Genomic DNA, 16,448 nt, shown 5'->3' on the forward strand with positions numbered 1-16,448 from the left:
GGTAAAGAAAAAATCCCCATGGGTATGGGGACTATACATCGCTATATTGTTCATAAAACGCATGAATGGCTTGCGCAAACGTATATGTTTTTTCAGGCAAATGATATGAAACAGGCACGCCAAACGCTTGCGCATACGCTCTTGCATGAATCGTTGGAGGATATGGATTCACTCCTGACACTTGCCAAATTTTTATCGGCACAACCGGTGCGGAAAGCGGAGGGAGGTCCAATTCCTCTTCCGTTGTTCCGTACGCTTGCTTTAATTGACGTAACATCCGCTTATAAAAAAATTTATGCTCTTTTTCATGTTGGAGTTGCGCCTGTAAATGCAAACAAGGATTTAATAGCGCAATCGCCCGTATTTGATCGCGTAAATCGTTCATCAACTGCAAGGCGACAAGCGCCCCCATTCCTTCTGCGAATACGTAAATGCGCTCATTTAAAATTTCCGTTTTCAGCACATAATAAATGAGCTGTTTCGCTAGTTTGACCGCTTTTGGACTTCCCCAATTCGCCCCGTACAAATGCGAGTAAAAAATCGTATATCCATGTTGTAACAAATCGTTTAACAGCTTGTTTTTCCCAACATGTTGCATCCATAAACTCGTTTTGTCATCGACGAAGTGGGAGACGTCTCCTAAAAGAAGTAAACCAAATCCGTTTGGCCGATCTGGAACATGAATCGCACACCATTGCTCGCTAAATTGGAAAAATCGTTGCTTCTCTGTCATCATCGTCCACCTTACGCACATCATTGTACAATATATCGTATGCGATTTTCTTTTGCGTGTACTAGGCGTTGCAATTTTTCGTTTTCGTCTATTCACCATTTATGTTAAGATAAAAAAGAGTGTAAAGGAGGGAATGGCATGCGTATTTTTTGGACGTTTTTCTGGACGTTTTTATTAGTAAACATGGTGACATACGTCGTCAGCTCGATGATCGGCGCGGCTTACCATTTCGAAACAGGCACAACGTTGGCAGTCATTGCAACCGTTCTCATTTTATTGATTGCACAACTCATTCCGAACGACCCTGTGCATCATTAAAAAAGGATAAACGGCATACGTCCGTTTATCCTTTTTTTACGACGAATTCGTCGCCTTCAATATCAATCGTGACGGTGTCGTAGTCTCCAATACGTCCGGCAATGATTTCACGGGCAAGCTTCGTTTCAATATGTTTTTGAATAAAACGTTTGAGCGGGCGGGCACCGTATACAGCATCAAACCCATGTGTCGCAATGTACGTCTTCGCTTCTTCCGTTAACGTAATCGTCATATGGCGCTCTGCTAGTCGCTCCTCCAATTGTTTCATAAACTTATCCACAATGCTTTTCACTTCGCGGGCGGTTAACGGTTTAAATAGTACAATGTCGTCCACTCGGTTTAAAAACTCTGGTCTAAAATGCGCTCGCAATTGTTTCAACACTTGTTCACGTGCTTCTTCGTTTATGTCTCCGTGCGCATCGACCGCTTCTAACAACGTATGCGAGCCAATATTTGACGTCATAATGACGACCGTATTTTTAAAATCGACCGTTCTTCCTTGCGAATCCGTCATCCGACCGTCATCTAACATTTGCAGTAAAATGTTAAACACTTCCGGATGCGCTTTTTCGATTTCATCAAGCAAAATCACAGCGTACGGCTTTCTGCGCACCGCTTCCGTCAGCTGCCCACCTTCTTCGTAGCCAACATATCCTGGAGGCGCCCCGATCAAACGAGAAACTGCGTGTTTCTCCATATATTCCGACATATCGATGCGAATGATCTGTTCTTCGCTATCGAAAAGCGCTTCCGCTAACGCCTTCGCCAATTCTGTTTTTCCGACACCTGTCGGACCGAGGAAAAGAAATGAACCGATCGGACGATTCGGATCTTTCATGCCTGCACGTGCGCGCAACACTGCATCGCTCACGAATTGTACCGCCTCGTCTTGCCCGATGACGCGCTCATGTAAAATGTCGGTTAACCGCAACAACTTTTCGCGTTCACCTTCAACAAGTTTTGTCACCGGAATGCCCGTCCATTTTGACACGATTGTCGCGATTTCTTCCTCCGTTACTTCCTCGCGCAACAACCGTCTCTCTTTTTCCGTTTCTTCTAGCTGTTTTAATTGTTTTTCGAGTTGTGGAATGCGTCCGTGGCGCAATTCTGCCGCTTTATTTAAATCGTAATTGTTTTCCGCTTCTTCTAACTCGCGCTTCGCTTTTTCTAACTGCTCACGCAACGCGCGCACATGTTGAATCGCTTCTTTTTCTTTTTCCCATTGCGCTTTCATCGCATTTGCTTTTTCGCGCAAATTCGCAAGCTCTTGCGACAACGCTTGCAAGCGCTGTTTGCTCGCTTCATCTTGCTCTTTTTTCAACGCCGCTTCTTCAATTTCAAGCTGCATCATTTTTCGCATCACTTCATCTAACTCTGTCGGCATTGAATCGATTTCCGTTCGAATCATCGCGCACGCTTCATCAACAAGGTCAATTGCTTTATCAGGCAAAAAGCGATCAGAAATGTAACGATCGGACAACGTCGCCGCCGCAACGAGCGCACCGTCATGAATGTTCACGCCGTGATGAATTTCAAATCGCTCTTTTAAGCCGCGCAAAATTGAAATCGTATCTTCTACCGTCGGCTCTTCTACGAGCACTTGTTGGAAACGGCGTTCGAGCGCAGGGTCTTTTTCAATATATTGTCGATATTCATCAAGCGTCGTTGCTCCAATGCAATGCAATTCTCCGCGCGCAAGCATCGGCTTTAACATATTTCCTGCATCAAGCGCCCCATCCGTCCGTCCCGCACCGACGATCGTATGCAGTTCATCAATAAATAAAATGATGCGCCCTTCGCTTTTCTTTACCTCATTTAATACCGCTTTTAACCGTTCCTCAAACTCTCCGCGAAACTTTGCCCCTGCAATAAGCGCACTCATATCTAGCGCAAAAATCGTTTTATCTTTTAACCCTTCTGGCACGTCTTTGCGCACGATACGTTGGGCGAGCCCTTCAACGATCGCCGTTTTTCCAACGCCCGGCTCTCCAATTAAAACAGGATTGTTTTTCGTCTTGCGCGATAAAATGCGAATGACGCGGCGAATTTCGCTATCGCGGCCGATGACTGGATCAATTTTTCCTGCTTTCACTTCCGCCACTAAATCGCGACCGTATTTTTGCAATGCTTCATATGTCGCTTCCGGATTTGGACTAACCACGCGTTGATTCCCCCTTATGTCCATAATCGTTTGCAATAGCTTTTCTCGCTCGATTCCATAGCGTGACAATATATGTTTCGCTTCTTTGTCGTCAACGAGCGCAAGCAACAAGTGCTCAACGGATATATATTCATCTTTCATTTGTTTCGCTTCTTGTTCCGCCCGAACAACCCATTGTTGCAAACGGCTTGTGACATATATTTTTCCGGCCTCCGAACTAGAAATGACTTGCGGTTTTTTGTTGAGTTGTTTGTTCCACTCATCTAACAAACTTGAAACGGAAACAGACATTTTTTCATAAATGCGCCTTGCAAGCCCATCTTCTTGTTCGAGAAGCGCCACACAAACGTGTTCAACGTCCACTTCTTGATGTTGTTTCTCTATGGCCAACGATTGCGCTCGCATGAACGCCTCTTGCACTTTTTCCGTCATTTGTTGCATATTCATCGCACTCACCCCTTTGACTTTGACTTTTTTTGACCTTTATCTATTACGTATTATAACGAGAAAGCCACCCTTATGCAAGGATGGCTTACGGTTTTGGAAAGTACGTCCATATACGATTATGATTCGACGTTTCTGGGAAACGGTCACCTGCTTTTAGTTTTAATTTTTTCGGATTTTTCACTTGGTCGCCTGTCTCGCCAATTTCAATATATATCCCGTTGTTTGGCGCTTTTTGTCCGGGGCGAAAATGTCGGCTTTGTCCCATCCGTATCCCTCCTCATCGTCTGATCATTTCATAATATGTCCGTTTTGTTTCAAAACGATGATGAGAAATAACGGATCGATATCCAAATGCTACAGCAACGAAACGAGCAATGCTTTTTGTGCATGAAGGCGGTTGCCGGCTTGTTGGAAAATGTATGAACGCACTCCATCAATCACCCCTTCTGTCACTTCTTCGCCGCGGTGAGCGGGCAAGCAATGTAAAAACATAAAATCGCTTTTCGCTTGTTGGACGAGCGTTTCATTGACTTGAAACGGCGCAAAGACGTGCATCCGTTCGTTCGCTTCCGCCTCTTGCCCCATGCTTGCCCATACGTCTGTGTATACAACGTCTGCATCCGCAATCGCCTCATACGGATCGTTTGTTACAACGATCGTTGCACCGCTTTCGTTTGCGCTGCTTTTCGCTTCGTTAACAACCGCTTCTTTCGGTTCATATCCTTTCGGTGAAGCGACTGCACAATGCATGCCGACTTTTGCCGCCGCAAGCATTAACGCATGCGCCATATTGTTTCCGTCACCGATGTAGGCAAGCTTTAGCCCTTGAAGTTTTCCTTTCACTTCATAAATCGTTAGTAAATCGGCAAGCGCTTGACACGGATGATCGTCATCGGTCAACCCATTAATGACAGGAATCGTCGCATAATGGGCAAGCTCCTCTACTTTCTCATGCTCGAATGTGCGAATCATAATCGCATCGACATATTCCGATAATACGCGCGCCGTATCTGCAATCGTTTCTCCACGTCCAATTTGCAAATCGCGGCTGCTTAAATGAAGTGCATGACCGCCTAATTGAACCATGCCGACTTCAAATGAGACGCGTGTTCTCGTTGACGGCTTTTCAAAAATCATCGCCAACGTTTTGCCGCTTAGCGGCGTGTACCGTTCGCCGTTTTGTTGCTTCTCCTTTAATTCAAGCGCCAAATGAAGCAAATATTCGATTTCTTCCTTCGAATAGTCCGCTAACGTTAAAAAATCTTTTCCTTTTAACTGAATCGTTGCTGTCATATTCATTTTCTCACCACTTCACGTAAATTTTTTAACCAATCTTGAATCGAACAAACGGAAAAATGTTTTGTCGACCACGCTTGAACAAACAAATGTGCAGTTTCTTCTTCCGTCAATACGAGCACATGGCGAGCGAGCGCTTGTTTTCTTCGCGATGCACTTTGTTCATCACGCATGAAACTAACAAATGCGAGCGCTTCTTTTTTCTCGACCCATCGTTCGAACGGTTCATCTGTTACGATCGTTAACCCTTGTTGTTTTGCATGCTCGATTAACACCTTCGCCTCATCTCGTGCATCGACATATATTTCATACGCCTCTTTTTTCTTTACGAGATATGGATAAAATGCTTTATATGCCGCTTCTTGCACTGTTTTTGCAATGCTAATTCCTTCCCCTGTCGACTTCATTTCCGGACCGACAAGCGGATCGACACCCGGCAATTTATATGTCGAAAACACCGGATACTTTAAGACAACATATGGGATAGAAACCGATTGTTTGACGTCTTCCGACAAATATTTCCCAAGCAATACGTTTGTCGCGAGTTGAACCATCGGCACACCTGTCACTTTACTTACAATTGGAACGGTGCGGCTTGCGCGCGGATTGACTTCTAATACGTACACATCCCCATCTCGCACAATAAACTGCACGTTCATTAACCCTTTGAAATGAAGTTTATTTGTGATCCGCTTCGTATAATCGATCATTTTCGCTTTTTCTTCTTCCGTAAACGATTGGGCAGGCAACCATGCATAACTATCACCGGAATGGACGCCTGTTTTTTCGACATGTTCAATAATTGTCGGAACGAACACATTATGTCCGTCACAAATCGCATCAAACTCTCCTTCTTTTGCGCGTACATATTCATCAATTAACATCGGATATACCATTTCTTGTTGGATTAGTGAAGCAAGCTGTTGTTCATCATAAACAATATGCATTCCACGCCCGCCAATGACGTACGATGGGCGAAGCAAAAGCGGATAACCGATACGTTCCACTTTTTCCATTAATTCCGCTTCATCGTTTGCCATCGTTCCTTTCACATGTGGAATGTCGAGCGACTGAAGGAGCGCATAAAAACGTTCCCGATCTTCTAGTTGGTCAATGATCTCACTATTCATGCCGATGATTGACACACCGTACGATTCAAGCTTGTTCGCTAAGTTAATGGCCGTTTGACCGCCAAACTGCACGATGACCGCTTCGACGTTTTCCGCTTCCACGACATTTAACACATCTTCTACCGTCAGCGGCTCAAAATATAAACGATCGGCAACGGTAAAGTCGGTGCTGACTGTTTCAGGGTTATTGTTCATTAAAATCGCTTCATATCCCGCTTGCTGCAAAGCGTACACGCAATGAACAGAGCTATAATCAAATTCAACCCCTTGCCCAATGCGAATCGGACCTGAGCCGAGAATAAGCATTTTCCGCTGATCGCTCGTCTGTATTTCACTTTCCCCAAAATATGTCGAATAATAATACGATGTTTCAGCCGAAAATTCAGCAGCACACGTATCGACCATTTTATAAGACGGAACGATGCCATATGCTTTTCTTTTTTCTCGCACATCTTTTTCATCCACGTTCCATATATAAGCTAAATACGCATCGGAAAATCCTTTTTCTTTTAGCATGCGAAACGTTTGTTCATCAATCGAATGAAGCGTCGTTTCTTTCGCTTGTTGTTCAAGCGCAATAAGCTGAGCAAAACGAGTTAAAAAATATAAGTCGATTTTCGTCCATTCGTGTATTTGTTCTGTCGCTATACCGCGACGAAGCAGCTCGAGTATAGCGAAAAAGCGGCGATCGTCTCCCGCTTTGACGATATCTACTAACACCTTCGTCGGCTGTTTCGCAAGCGCTGGTGAATGTAAACCGATATGATCTAACTCAAGCGAATGAAGCGCCTTTTGCAACGCACGCTCGAAATTACGGTCGATCGCCATCACTTCTCCTGTCGCTTTCATTTGCGTGCCGAGGCGACGATCGGCAAACGAAAATTTGTCAAACGGAAAGCGCGGAAATTTCACGACGACATAATCAAGCGCAGGCTCAAAGCTCGCATACGTATGTCCTGTCACTGGATTCACTAGTTCCGCAAGCGTATAGCCGACCGCTAATTTTGCCGCCATTCTTGCGATCGGATACCCTGTCGCTTTTGATGCAAGAGCGGATGATCGGCTGACGCGCGGATTCACTTCAATTAAATAATACTTTTTACTTTTTGGATCGAGTGCAAATTGAATGTTGCATCCTCCGACAACACCGAGCGCCGAAATAATTTTAATGGCAGCTGAGCGCAACATATGATATTCGACATCTGTCAACGTTTGCGACGGAGCAACGACGATCGAATCACCGGTATGAATGCCAACCGGATCGATGTTTTCCATATTACAAATCGTAATGCACGTATTCGTATGGTCGCGCATCACTTCATACTCAATTTCTTTAAATCCCGCGACACTCCGTTCCACTAAACATTGCGTGATCGGGCTTTCTTGCAATCCTTTTGTAACGATGTCGACAAGCTCCTCCATCGTCTGTGCGATGCCGCCACCCGTTCCCCCGAGCGTATACGCTGGGCGAACGATGATCGGAAACCCGATTCGTTTCGCAAATTGCACCGCTTCTTCAACTGTCGTCACAATTTCGCTTTCTGGCACCGGCTCGTTTAATTCATACATTAACGCCCGAAACGCTTCACGGTCTTCGCCACGTTTAATCGATTCAATCGGTGTGCCGAGCAAGCGAACGTTATACTTTTGTAAAATGCCTTGTTCGTGTAAAGCGAACGCTAAATTCAGTCCCGTCTGTCCGCCAAGCGTCGCTAATAGCCCATCGGGTCGCTCTTTTGCGATAATTTTTTCCATACTTTCTACCGTCAGCGGTTCAAAATATACCGCATCCGCATGCACTTCATCCGTCATAATTGTCGCGGGATTGTTGTTTGCTAAAATGACGCGGTATCCTTCTTCTTTTAATGCTAAGCAACCTTGCGTTCCCGAATAGTCAAACTCTGCCGCTTGCCCGATGACGATCGGACCAGAACCGATCACAAGAATCGAACGAAGCGTTGAATCTTTAGGCATATACTTTCTCCTTTCTTGCTGCTTTCATCATGTCAACAAATTCAGCAAAAATAAATTGTGTATCGTTTGGTCCAGGATGCGCTTCCGGATGATATTGCACACATAAAATCGGCTTCGTTTCATGGGCGACACCTTCCACCGAACCGTCATTGACGTTAATAAAACGAATGGAAAGCGGCGTATGCGCTAAACTTTCTGCCTTCACCACATAGCCGTGATTTTGCGAAGTCATCAACACTTTTTTCGTTTTCGCATCATATACCGGCTGATTTGCTCCACGATGCCCGAACGGCAATTTTTCCGTATCCCCGCCGTAAGCGAGCGAAACGAGTTGATGCCCAAGGCAAATCGCAAGCGTTGGATACCGTTCGATGACCGCTAAAATATTTGGCAAATAGTAAGACAATTGTTTCGGATCCCCCGGTCCGTTCGATAATAATACTCCGTCTGGCTCAAGTTGTTCGACCGTTTGTAACGTCGTATTGTACGGAACGACCGTCACGCGACAGCCGTACGCCATTAACGAATGAACGATTGACTTTTTATATCCGAAATCAAACAAAACAACGTGCATATGACCGTTTCCGTACGTTTGTATGTCCGATGTGCTCACGAGCGGCACGGGCGCTTGTTCTTCCACTTGCACGACCGCCTGCCGGCTCGTTGAAATAACCGCAGGCATCGCCCCGTGCTCACGAATTTGTTTCACGACCGCTCGCGTATCGACATGGGTGAGAAGCGGAACGTTCCATTTTTGCAAATATTGTTTCAAACTATACGTCGCTTCGTAATGATACCCTGTCTCCTCCGCTTCATAAACGATGACCGCCTTTACATGCGGCTGTTTGCTTTCAAAATCGACTTCGTTAATCCCGTAATTTCCAATAAGCGGATACGTAAATACGACGATTTGATTTTTATACGACGGATCTGTTAACACTTCTTGATATCCTGTCATCCCTGTAAAAAAGACAACTTCCCCCGCAATATCTCCCGTCCATGCCGTTTCCAATTTTCCGGCAAACATTTTGCCGTTTTGTAAATGTAAATACGCCTCCATGTTCACACCCCAAACGAATGTTTATTAAACAAACAGAATTTTTATTCATTCATACGTATAAAAAATCACGTTCATATGACGTTAACGCTTCTTGTAATATATTTATCGCTTCATCAAGTTCCTCTTTCGTCACGATGAGCGGTGGCAATAAACGAATGACGTTCGGCCCCGCTGCTAAAGCAAGAAGCCCACGCTCATGAATATGCGGCAATATATTCGCAACAGGTTCACTGCATGCGATGCCGATCATGAGCCCTAAACCGCGCACATCTTGCACGATTTGAACGTTGTTTAACTGTTCGGCTAATTTTTGTTTAAAATACGTCCCTTTTTCTTGTACTTCCCGTAAAAATGACGGTTGTGTCACGATGTGAAGCGTCGCTTTCGCCGCCGCCATCGCCAAAGCGTTTCCGCCAAACGTTGAGCCGTGCACTCCGGCGCTAAACGTCGATATGACATGTTTCTTTCCGATCATCGCCCCGACAGGAAAGCCGCTTCCTAATCCTTTTGCGACGGTAATGATATCAGGGGAAAGATCGAACTGCTCATAAGCAAACAACGTGCCTGTTCGTCCGATGCCTGTTTGCACTTCATCGACGATCAACAATGCTCCGTACGTTTGGCAAAGCTGCTCGGCTGCCTGTAAAAATGACTTTTCTCCGACAACAACACCGCCTTCGCCTTGCACGACTTCAACCATGACAGCTGCCACCGTTTCATCCATTTCTCGTTCTAACGCAGCGATATCATTAAACGGCACGTACGTAAACGTCGGCAACAACGGGCCGAATCCATCGTGAATTTTCGCTTGCCCGGTCGCTGTCATCGTCGCAAACGTTCTACCGTGAAACGACTGTTCGCACGTAATGATTTTAGAACGTCCCGTATGTTTGCGTGCAAGCTTGATTGCCGCCTCGTTCGCTTCCGCTCCGCTATTGCAAAAAAACACCGCATCGCCAACGGAATGTTGCACAAGAAGGGAAGCGACTTCTTCTTGAATAGGGAGATGAAATAAATTAGATACGTGCCATACTTCGTTTAGCTGCGCCTCGAGCGCCTGCTGTACAGCAGGGTGGCGATGGCCGAGATTACATACCGCAATGCCTGCGACAAAATCAAGATATTGTTTTCCGTCTGTGGCGATGAGTTTCGTTCCTTCCGCTTTAGCAACCGTAATCGGAAACCGTTGATACGTTGGGAAAATCATACGTACACCTCTTTCTTCATCATCGTTCCATGCCACGTTCCTTCTTTATAAAATGGGACTTTTCCGCTCACAATAGCGACTTCATTGACCGAGTTGAGCGCATGAAGAGCCGCTTTCACTTTCGGAATCATTCCTCCTGAAATCGTTCCATCTGCAATCATCGCTTCAATCATATGAGCGGTTGCTTCTTTGACAACTTCTCCGTTGCTTAAAATGCCAGCGACGTCTGTCACAAAAACGAGTTTGTCAGCTGAAAGCGCCTGTGCAATCGCCGCCGCCGCTGTATCTGCGTTAATGTTATACGTCTGGCCATGCTCATCCATTCCGATCGGTGCAATGACGGGCACGTATCCGTGACGCAACAACGTATGCACAATCTTCGCATGAACGTGTACGACTTCTCCTACATAGCCGAGCGTTTGTACGTCGATTGGTTTCGCTTGCAACAAACAATCATCGACACCGGACAAACCGACGGCGCGAATGTCGTTTGCTTGTAAAAGCGAGACGAGCGTTTTGTTCACCTTTCCGTTTAATACCATTTCGACAACGTCTAACACGTCTTTTGTCGTTTTTCGCAATCCATTTACAAATTCAGACGGAATGTCGAGCGCATGTAACAATTGTCCAATATCTGGCCCCCCGCCATGCACGATAACAACATCAAGCCCGCTGTTTCTTAATTGTTGCACGCTTGTAAAAAACGATGGGGATAACTCATGAAGCACGCTGCCCCCGCATTTGATGACAATCACATTCATCCCCTCCTTACGTGCGATAACTTGCATTAATTTTAATGTAGTCGTACGTTAAATCACAGCCCCACGCAATGCCTTCCCCGTTGCCGACATGTAAATCGACTGTAATCACGACGACATCTTCCATTAAAGCCGCTTTCGCCTCTTCTTCCGAAAACGGCACCGGTTGACTTTGTTTTAACATTTGAATCGAACCGATCCATACGTCCACGCAATTCGGGTTTATGAATGCTCCGCTATGTCCAATTGCACCAATAATGCGTCCCCAGTTTGCGTCCGCTCCGTACACTGCTGTTTTCACTAAGTTGGAACCGACAATATGTTTCGCTGCCCATTTTGCTTCTTCGTCCGTTCGCGCTCCTTTGACGCGCGCTTCAATTAATTTCGTTGCCCCTTCTCCGTCGCGAGCAATTTGCTTCGCTAAATGTTCACACGTTTGACGGAGCGCTTCATAAAAGTTTGCCCAATCTGGATGTTGTGGAGAAAGTGGCTCGTTGCCAGCTAACCCGCTCGCCATGACGATGACCATATCGTTCGTTGACGTTTCCCCATCGACCGTAATTTGATTAAACGATACGTTCGTAATGGAACGAAGCGCATCTTGCAATACGTCTGATGGGACGTTTGCATCCGTCGTAATAAAAGCAAGCATCGTTGCCATATTTGGATGAATCATTCCCGATCCTTTTGCCGCTCCTGCAACCGTCACGACTTGACCGTCTATAACCGTTTCATAACACGTTTTTTTCATGACGAGATCCGTCGTTAAAATCGCTGTTTGAAAATCAACGGCTCCATCTAATTGTGCCGTCGGTTTCAATTTTGGGATGCTCGCGCGAATGTTTTCCATCGGTAAACATTCACCGATCACTCCTGTCGATGCAACAGCAACGAGATGTTCTGGAAGCCCAAACGCCTCCGCGCACAACTTTCGCATTTCGTATGCGTCTTTTAATCCTTGTTCCCCTGTACATGCGTTCGCATATGCGCTGTTGACAATGACCGCTTGAAGCTTTTGTTCGACCGCAATGCTTTGTTTCGTCACTTGAAGCGGTGCGGCTTGAAACACGTTTTGCGTATAAACGGCCGCACACGATGCCGGCACGTCGCAAACGATTACCCCTAAATCTTTTTTCGTATAGCGTAACCCTGCATGCACACCAGCAGCTTGAAATCCTTTTGGTGTGACAATCGTTCCATCTGCGACATATTTCACTTTTTCTTCGATCAACTTCATCTTCTCCACCCCATTTACGGATACATCGGCATCGATGTTAGTCCGGTTTGTTCCTCTAATCCAAGCATCACATTGGCGTTTTGAACGGCTTGCCCCGCCGCCCCTTTCACTAAGTTGTCGATCACGCTCACAACCGTGATGCGATTCGTTCGTTCATCGTAACTGACTCCAATATCGCAATAGTTTGAACCGTACACGTCTTTCGTGCATGGGAAAGACCCTGCTTCCCGAACACGAACGAACGGGCAATGTTTATACGTTTCTTTATATAACTCTATCATTCTATCAAGCGATACGATGCATGCCGCTTCCGCATATATCGTCGCCATAATGCCGCGCGTCATCGGGATTAAATGCGTGCTAAACGTCATCGGCCCCATTTGTTCGTTCCAATCGCGCAACATTTGTTCAATTTCCGGAATATGTTGATGTGTATTTACTTTGTATATTTTTACGTTTTCATTCGTTTCCGCAAAATGAACGCCAAGCGATACCCCACGTCCTGCACCTGATACACCCGATTTCGCATCAACGATAACAGAATGAGGCACGATCCATTTTTGAATGACAAGCGGCGCTAATCCGAGCAACGTCGCTGTCGGATAACAGCCGGGATTGGCGATTAAACTGGCGTTTGCAATGTGCTCGCGATTCCATTCCGTTAAACCGTATACCGCCTGTTTGAGCACTTCTTCGTTCGGCGGCGTTTTTTTATACCACTTCGCATATACGTTCCCATCGCGCAAACGAAAGTCTCCAGATAAATCAATGACTTTATGTCCCGCCGCAAGCAATTTCGGCGTCCATTCGCTCGATACGCCGGGTGGCGTCGCTAAAAAAACAAGATCGCCTTCAATATCGTCGCTTTGAATATCGCGCAAGACGAAACGCCCCCCAATATGCGGATACACATCTTGCAGCGAAACACCTGCTTGTGAAGATGAATGAACAGAAGCGACGCGCATGTGCGGATGATGTTGCAATAAGCGAATGAGCTCAATGCCCCCATAGCCTGTCGCTCCGATAATGGAGACTTTCATGAAACAGCTCCCCACTTTCTGTATATTGTTATAAATTTAGTTATCATTATAATACTGCATAAAAATAAAATCAAATGTATATTTAAATATTTTTTCATTTTTCTCATTCATTTATTGACCGAATATGTATTTTTCTTTTTAATGGAAGTAGACAATAATTAAAGGTGGTTAGTGTATGACAATTCAACCGATCTCCTTATCCGATCTTCTTTCCCTTCCTCACCATATGATTGATATGCAAAAAGGAGAATATATATTTCGCGAAGGAGAAGCGGCAAACGAGCTATATATTGTATGTGAAGGGAAAGTGCAATTAAGCAAAACGACGGAGGAAGGGCGCGAACTATTGCTTCGCATTTGTGAACAAGGCGATGCGTTTGGGGAGGTCGTTCCGTTTCAATTGACGTGTATCTGTACGGTAAGTGCAAAAATGATGGAAGGAGGAACGTTAGCTGTTATTCACAAACAGCAACTTGAAGAAAAGCTGTTGACGGATCATGCGTTTTCGTTACAGTTTATGCAATGGGTTCATTTGCAATTGCAACGAATGCAAACGAAAATACGCGATTTAATTTTGCACGGAAAAAAAGGGGCGTTGTATTCGACGCTTATTCGCTTAGCGAATAGCTACGGTGTCGAAACAGAAGACGGCATTTTCATTGATATGCCGATGACCAATCAAGAGCTCGCCAATTTTTGCGGCAGCGCACGCGAAGTCGTCAGCCGTCTGTTAAAAGAATTAAAAGAACTCGGCATCGTTTCTGTCGAGAAAGGAAAAATCACGATTCACGATGTGCAATTTTTAAAAGATGAAATTCGCTGTGAAGGCTGCCCCATCGATATATGCAACATGAAATAAGCCGACACATTTGTCGGCTTAATAAACGATTATAATGACAAGCGCAAAATAAACAGCATTCACAATTTCATAAATCCCTACTTTTTTAATCGACAGCGATTTTCCATTTATTATTATTTGCACGACGATAAATGTGTGACAAACCATTGAACCGTTTGTAAAAATGCCTCGCGCGTCACTTTATGTCCCGCATGTTCATCAACTAGCATCATAAGCGGCTGATGGAACGGCTCGATTTGTTTGTAAAACGCGTATGTATAATCAAACGGGACGACATCATCTTGTTTTCCGTGCCAAATGAAAAGCGGACGGCCGTTTAATTTTTCAGGCTGCAACGATAAATCGTACGCCATTAACGTGTTGCGCAACGTTTCAATTTGTTCGTTAGAAAGCGGCAACGTCATTCCTTTTCGCTCAGCAAATTGCAGCTGTAAATCAAAAAACGTTTGATAGCATGGGCTGCCCATGAGCGAACCAGCGACGCGAATCCAATCATATTGCGTTAACGCCCCAAACGTCACGATGCCTCCCATCGATGTACCAACGACACCGATACGCTCAGGGTCAACAAGTTTTCGCTCGACTAGTTCATTTTTTATCTCTTCTAATTCACGTATAGTCGTTAACACAATATCCCAAAACGACAAATATAATTTATCGTCAGAAAGCGGATTTGGACGTTCCCCGTGATAAAGCGCATCCGGCAGCACGACACGATATCCGGCTTCGGCAAGCAAATAGCCGAAATGAAGATTATGTTCTTTTGCGCTTGTAAATCCATGAATAAAAATGACAAGTGGTCGCATATGATGTTTATCATCTTCTTTCACTACATGCAAGCACGGAACGTTTGCGATTGACTCACGAATAATGGATACCATGTTCTCATCTCCCATTTTATGTTTTAACATTATATTACCATATAGACAAATATTTTGGAAAAACGATACACTAATAATGAATCATTTTAACGAAAAGGGGAACAAACGATGGACCAACATTTAATTGCGATTGATTTAGACGGCACGTTATTAAAAGATAATAAAACGATTTCTGATCGTACATATGACGTCATTCAAAAAGCAAAACAAGCGGGACATATCGTCGTCATTGCGACAGGACGGCCGTATCGCGCAAGCAAAATGTATTATGAACAATTACAATTAACGACGCCAATCGTCAATTTTAACGGGGCGTTCGTTCATCATCCGAAAGACGACAGCTGGGGCATGTACCATACGCCGCTTCAGTTAGGGACGGTGAAAGAAATTGTTGAAGTAAGCCGAAAATACAACGTGCGCAACATTTTAGCCGAAGTGATGGACGATGTGTATTTTCACGAACATGACGAACAGTTGCTTGATTTGTTTAATTTAGGAAACCCAAATGTATATATCGGAAACTTGCGTGACATTTTACGCAAAGATCCGACGTGCATTTTAATTTTATCTGATGAACAAAACGTTGGACGCATTCGCACATATTTATCAGACGTGCATGCGAACGTCATCGACCATCGCAGTTGGACAGCCCCATGGCACGTCATTGAAATCGTCCGAACCGGCATTCATAAAGCAGTCGGTCTTGAAAAAATTGCTTCTTTTTACGGCATTCCACGCGAGCGCGTCATCGCTTTCGGCGATGAAGATAACGATATTGAGATGTTAAAATGGGCTGGGGTAGGCATCGCGATGGGCAATGCGATTGAACCGTTAAAAGCAATCGCAGACGATGTAACAAAAACAAATGAAGAAGATGGCATCGCCGTTTATTTGCAATCGTTATTAAAGTTATAAAAAATTCCCTCACGTATTGTGGCGCAAACATGAACAAACTATCATCGACGCCATATGCGTCACAAGCGGCGAACAAGGGGGAATGTCGTGTGGGCAAACGAAATAAATCAAAACGTTTCATTCAGCAAGGTGCCGATGCTGTTTATAAACATGATGAGCGCATTCCGTATCATATGACGTATGAAGAAGCGGAACGACGCAAAGCAGAGAAAGCAGACCATACGAACCTCGGGGGATTTTAATATGGGCAATCCGTTATTTCAACAAGCGAAAAAAGCAGTCGCCAGAGCGAAAGAAGAAAAAACAGAACGCGCCATCGCTGTGGCAAAAAATACGCTCTCATCCGCTTTCGCCAACGCCAACGATGCCGAACGAAAACAGTTGCACGACTTGCGAGACGAACTCGATGCATTGTAAAAAGCTGCGCCTCGT

16 protein-coding genes are annotated in these 16,448 nt (G+C 45.0%); 5 read left to right on the forward strand and 11 right to left on the reverse strand.

Annotation, left to right across the window (positions count from 1 at the left end; genetic code table 11):
• Positions 1-31: 31 nt before the first annotated feature.
• Entirely contained in the window at positions 32-733 is a 702-nt protein-coding gene (locus JV16_RS04565; RefSeq protein ID WP_042534486.1) for an alpha/beta fold hydrolase, read from the reverse strand.
• Positions 734-871: 138 nt separating this feature from the next.
• Between JV16_RS04565 and JV16_RS04570 the strand changes: the two genes are divergently transcribed.
• Positions 872-1,051: a YjzD family protein gene (locus JV16_RS04570; RefSeq protein ID WP_042534488.1), complete on the forward strand. Its 180-nt coding sequence runs from the start codon at positions 872-874 to the stop codon at positions 1,049-1,051.
• 25 nt (positions 1,052-1,076) lie between these two features.
• On the opposite strand, the gene clpB is transcribed toward JV16_RS04570, so the two are convergent.
• The 9 genes from clpB to argC form a co-directional block, all read right to left on the reverse strand.
• Entirely contained in the window at positions 1,077-3,659 is a 2,583-nt protein-coding gene (clpB, locus tag JV16_RS04575; RefSeq protein ID WP_042534490.1) for an ATP-dependent chaperone ClpB, read from the reverse strand.
• An 85-nt stretch (positions 3,660-3,744) separates the two neighbouring features.
• The gene (locus JV16_RS04580) at positions 3,745-3,924 is read right to left on the reverse strand and encodes a YjzC family protein (protein ID WP_003395421.1); all 180 of its coding nucleotides are present in this window, start codon (positions 3,922-3,924) and stop codon (positions 3,745-3,747) included.
• An 89-nt stretch (positions 3,925-4,013) separates the two neighbouring features.
• Positions 4,014-4,958, reverse strand: coding sequence for an ornithine carbamoyltransferase (gene argF / locus JV16_RS04585; RefSeq protein ID WP_209428832.1), 945 nt, complete (start codon positions 4,956-4,958; stop codon positions 4,014-4,016).
• A complete protein-coding gene (locus JV16_RS04590) occupies positions 4,955-8,059 on the reverse strand; it encodes a carbamoyl phosphate synthase large subunit (RefSeq protein WP_042534492.1) in 3,105 nt (1,034 codons plus the stop codon). Before JV16_RS04590 ends, argF begins: the two co-directional genes overlap by 4 nt.
• Entirely contained in the window at positions 8,052-9,119 is a 1,068-nt protein-coding gene (locus JV16_RS04595; protein WP_021094758.1) for a carbamoyl phosphate synthase small subunit, read from the reverse strand. Before JV16_RS04595 ends, JV16_RS04590 begins: the two co-directional genes overlap by 8 nt.
• A 49-nt stretch (positions 9,120-9,168) precedes the next feature.
• Positions 9,169-10,326 carry an acetylornithine transaminase gene (locus JV16_RS04600; protein ID WP_021094759.1) on the reverse strand — a complete coding sequence of 386 codons (1,158 nt, stop codon included), beginning with the start codon at positions 10,324-10,326 and terminating at the stop codon, positions 9,169-9,171.
• A complete protein-coding gene (argB, locus tag JV16_RS04605; RefSeq protein WP_035063161.1) occupies positions 10,323-11,087 on the reverse strand; it encodes an acetylglutamate kinase in 765 nt (254 codons plus the stop codon). Before argB ends, JV16_RS04600 begins: the two co-directional genes overlap by 4 nt.
• Before the next feature lie 7 nt (positions 11,088-11,094).
• Positions 11,095-12,321, reverse strand: coding sequence for a bifunctional ornithine acetyltransferase/N-acetylglutamate synthase (gene argJ, locus JV16_RS04610; protein ID WP_021094761.1), 1,227 nt, complete (start codon positions 12,319-12,321; stop codon positions 11,095-11,097).
• A gap of 14 nt (positions 12,322-12,335) precedes the next feature.
• On the reverse strand, positions 12,336-13,361 hold the full coding sequence (gene argC / locus JV16_RS04615) for an N-acetyl-gamma-glutamyl-phosphate reductase (RefSeq protein WP_021094762.1): 1,026 nt from the start codon (positions 13,359-13,361) through the stop codon (positions 12,336-12,338).
• Positions 13,362-13,536: 175 nt separating this feature from the next.
• Between argC and JV16_RS04620 the strand changes: the two genes are divergently transcribed.
• Positions 13,537-14,220, forward strand: a complete 684-nt coding sequence (locus JV16_RS04620; protein ID WP_021094763.1) for a Crp/Fnr family transcriptional regulator — start codon at positions 13,537-13,539, stop codon at positions 14,218-14,220.
• A gap of 113 nt (positions 14,221-14,333) precedes the next feature.
• Here JV16_RS04620 and JV16_RS04625 read toward each other — a convergent pair whose 3' ends face one another.
• Entirely contained in the window at positions 14,334-15,101 is a 768-nt protein-coding gene (locus JV16_RS04625; protein ID WP_021094764.1) for an alpha/beta fold hydrolase, read from the reverse strand.
• Positions 15,102-15,209: 108 nt separating this feature from the next.
• Between JV16_RS04625 and JV16_RS04630 the strand changes: the two genes are divergently transcribed.
• From JV16_RS04630 to JV16_RS15105, 3 genes are all read left to right on the forward strand, one after another.
• The gene (locus JV16_RS04630) at positions 15,210-16,016 is read left to right on the forward strand and encodes a Cof-type HAD-IIB family hydrolase (RefSeq protein ID WP_021094765.1); all 807 of its coding nucleotides are present in this window, start codon (positions 15,210-15,212) and stop codon (positions 16,014-16,016) included.
• Positions 16,017-16,105: 89 nt separating this feature from the next.
• A complete protein-coding gene (locus JV16_RS15755) occupies positions 16,106-16,258 on the forward strand; it encodes a hypothetical protein (protein ID WP_009361918.1) in 153 nt (50 codons plus the stop codon).
• Between the two features lies 1 nt (position 16,259).
• Positions 16,260-16,433 (forward strand): DUF3813 domain-containing protein, encoded by a 174-nt coding sequence (locus JV16_RS15105; RefSeq protein WP_021094766.1) that lies wholly within the window; start codon positions 16,260-16,262, stop codon positions 16,431-16,433.
• Positions 16,434-16,448: the final 15 nt, after the last annotated feature.

Source organism: Anoxybacillus ayderensis, from assembly GCF_000833605.1.
Classification (GTDB): domain Bacteria; phylum Bacillota; class Bacilli; order Bacillales; family Anoxybacillaceae; genus Anoxybacillus; species Anoxybacillus ayderensis.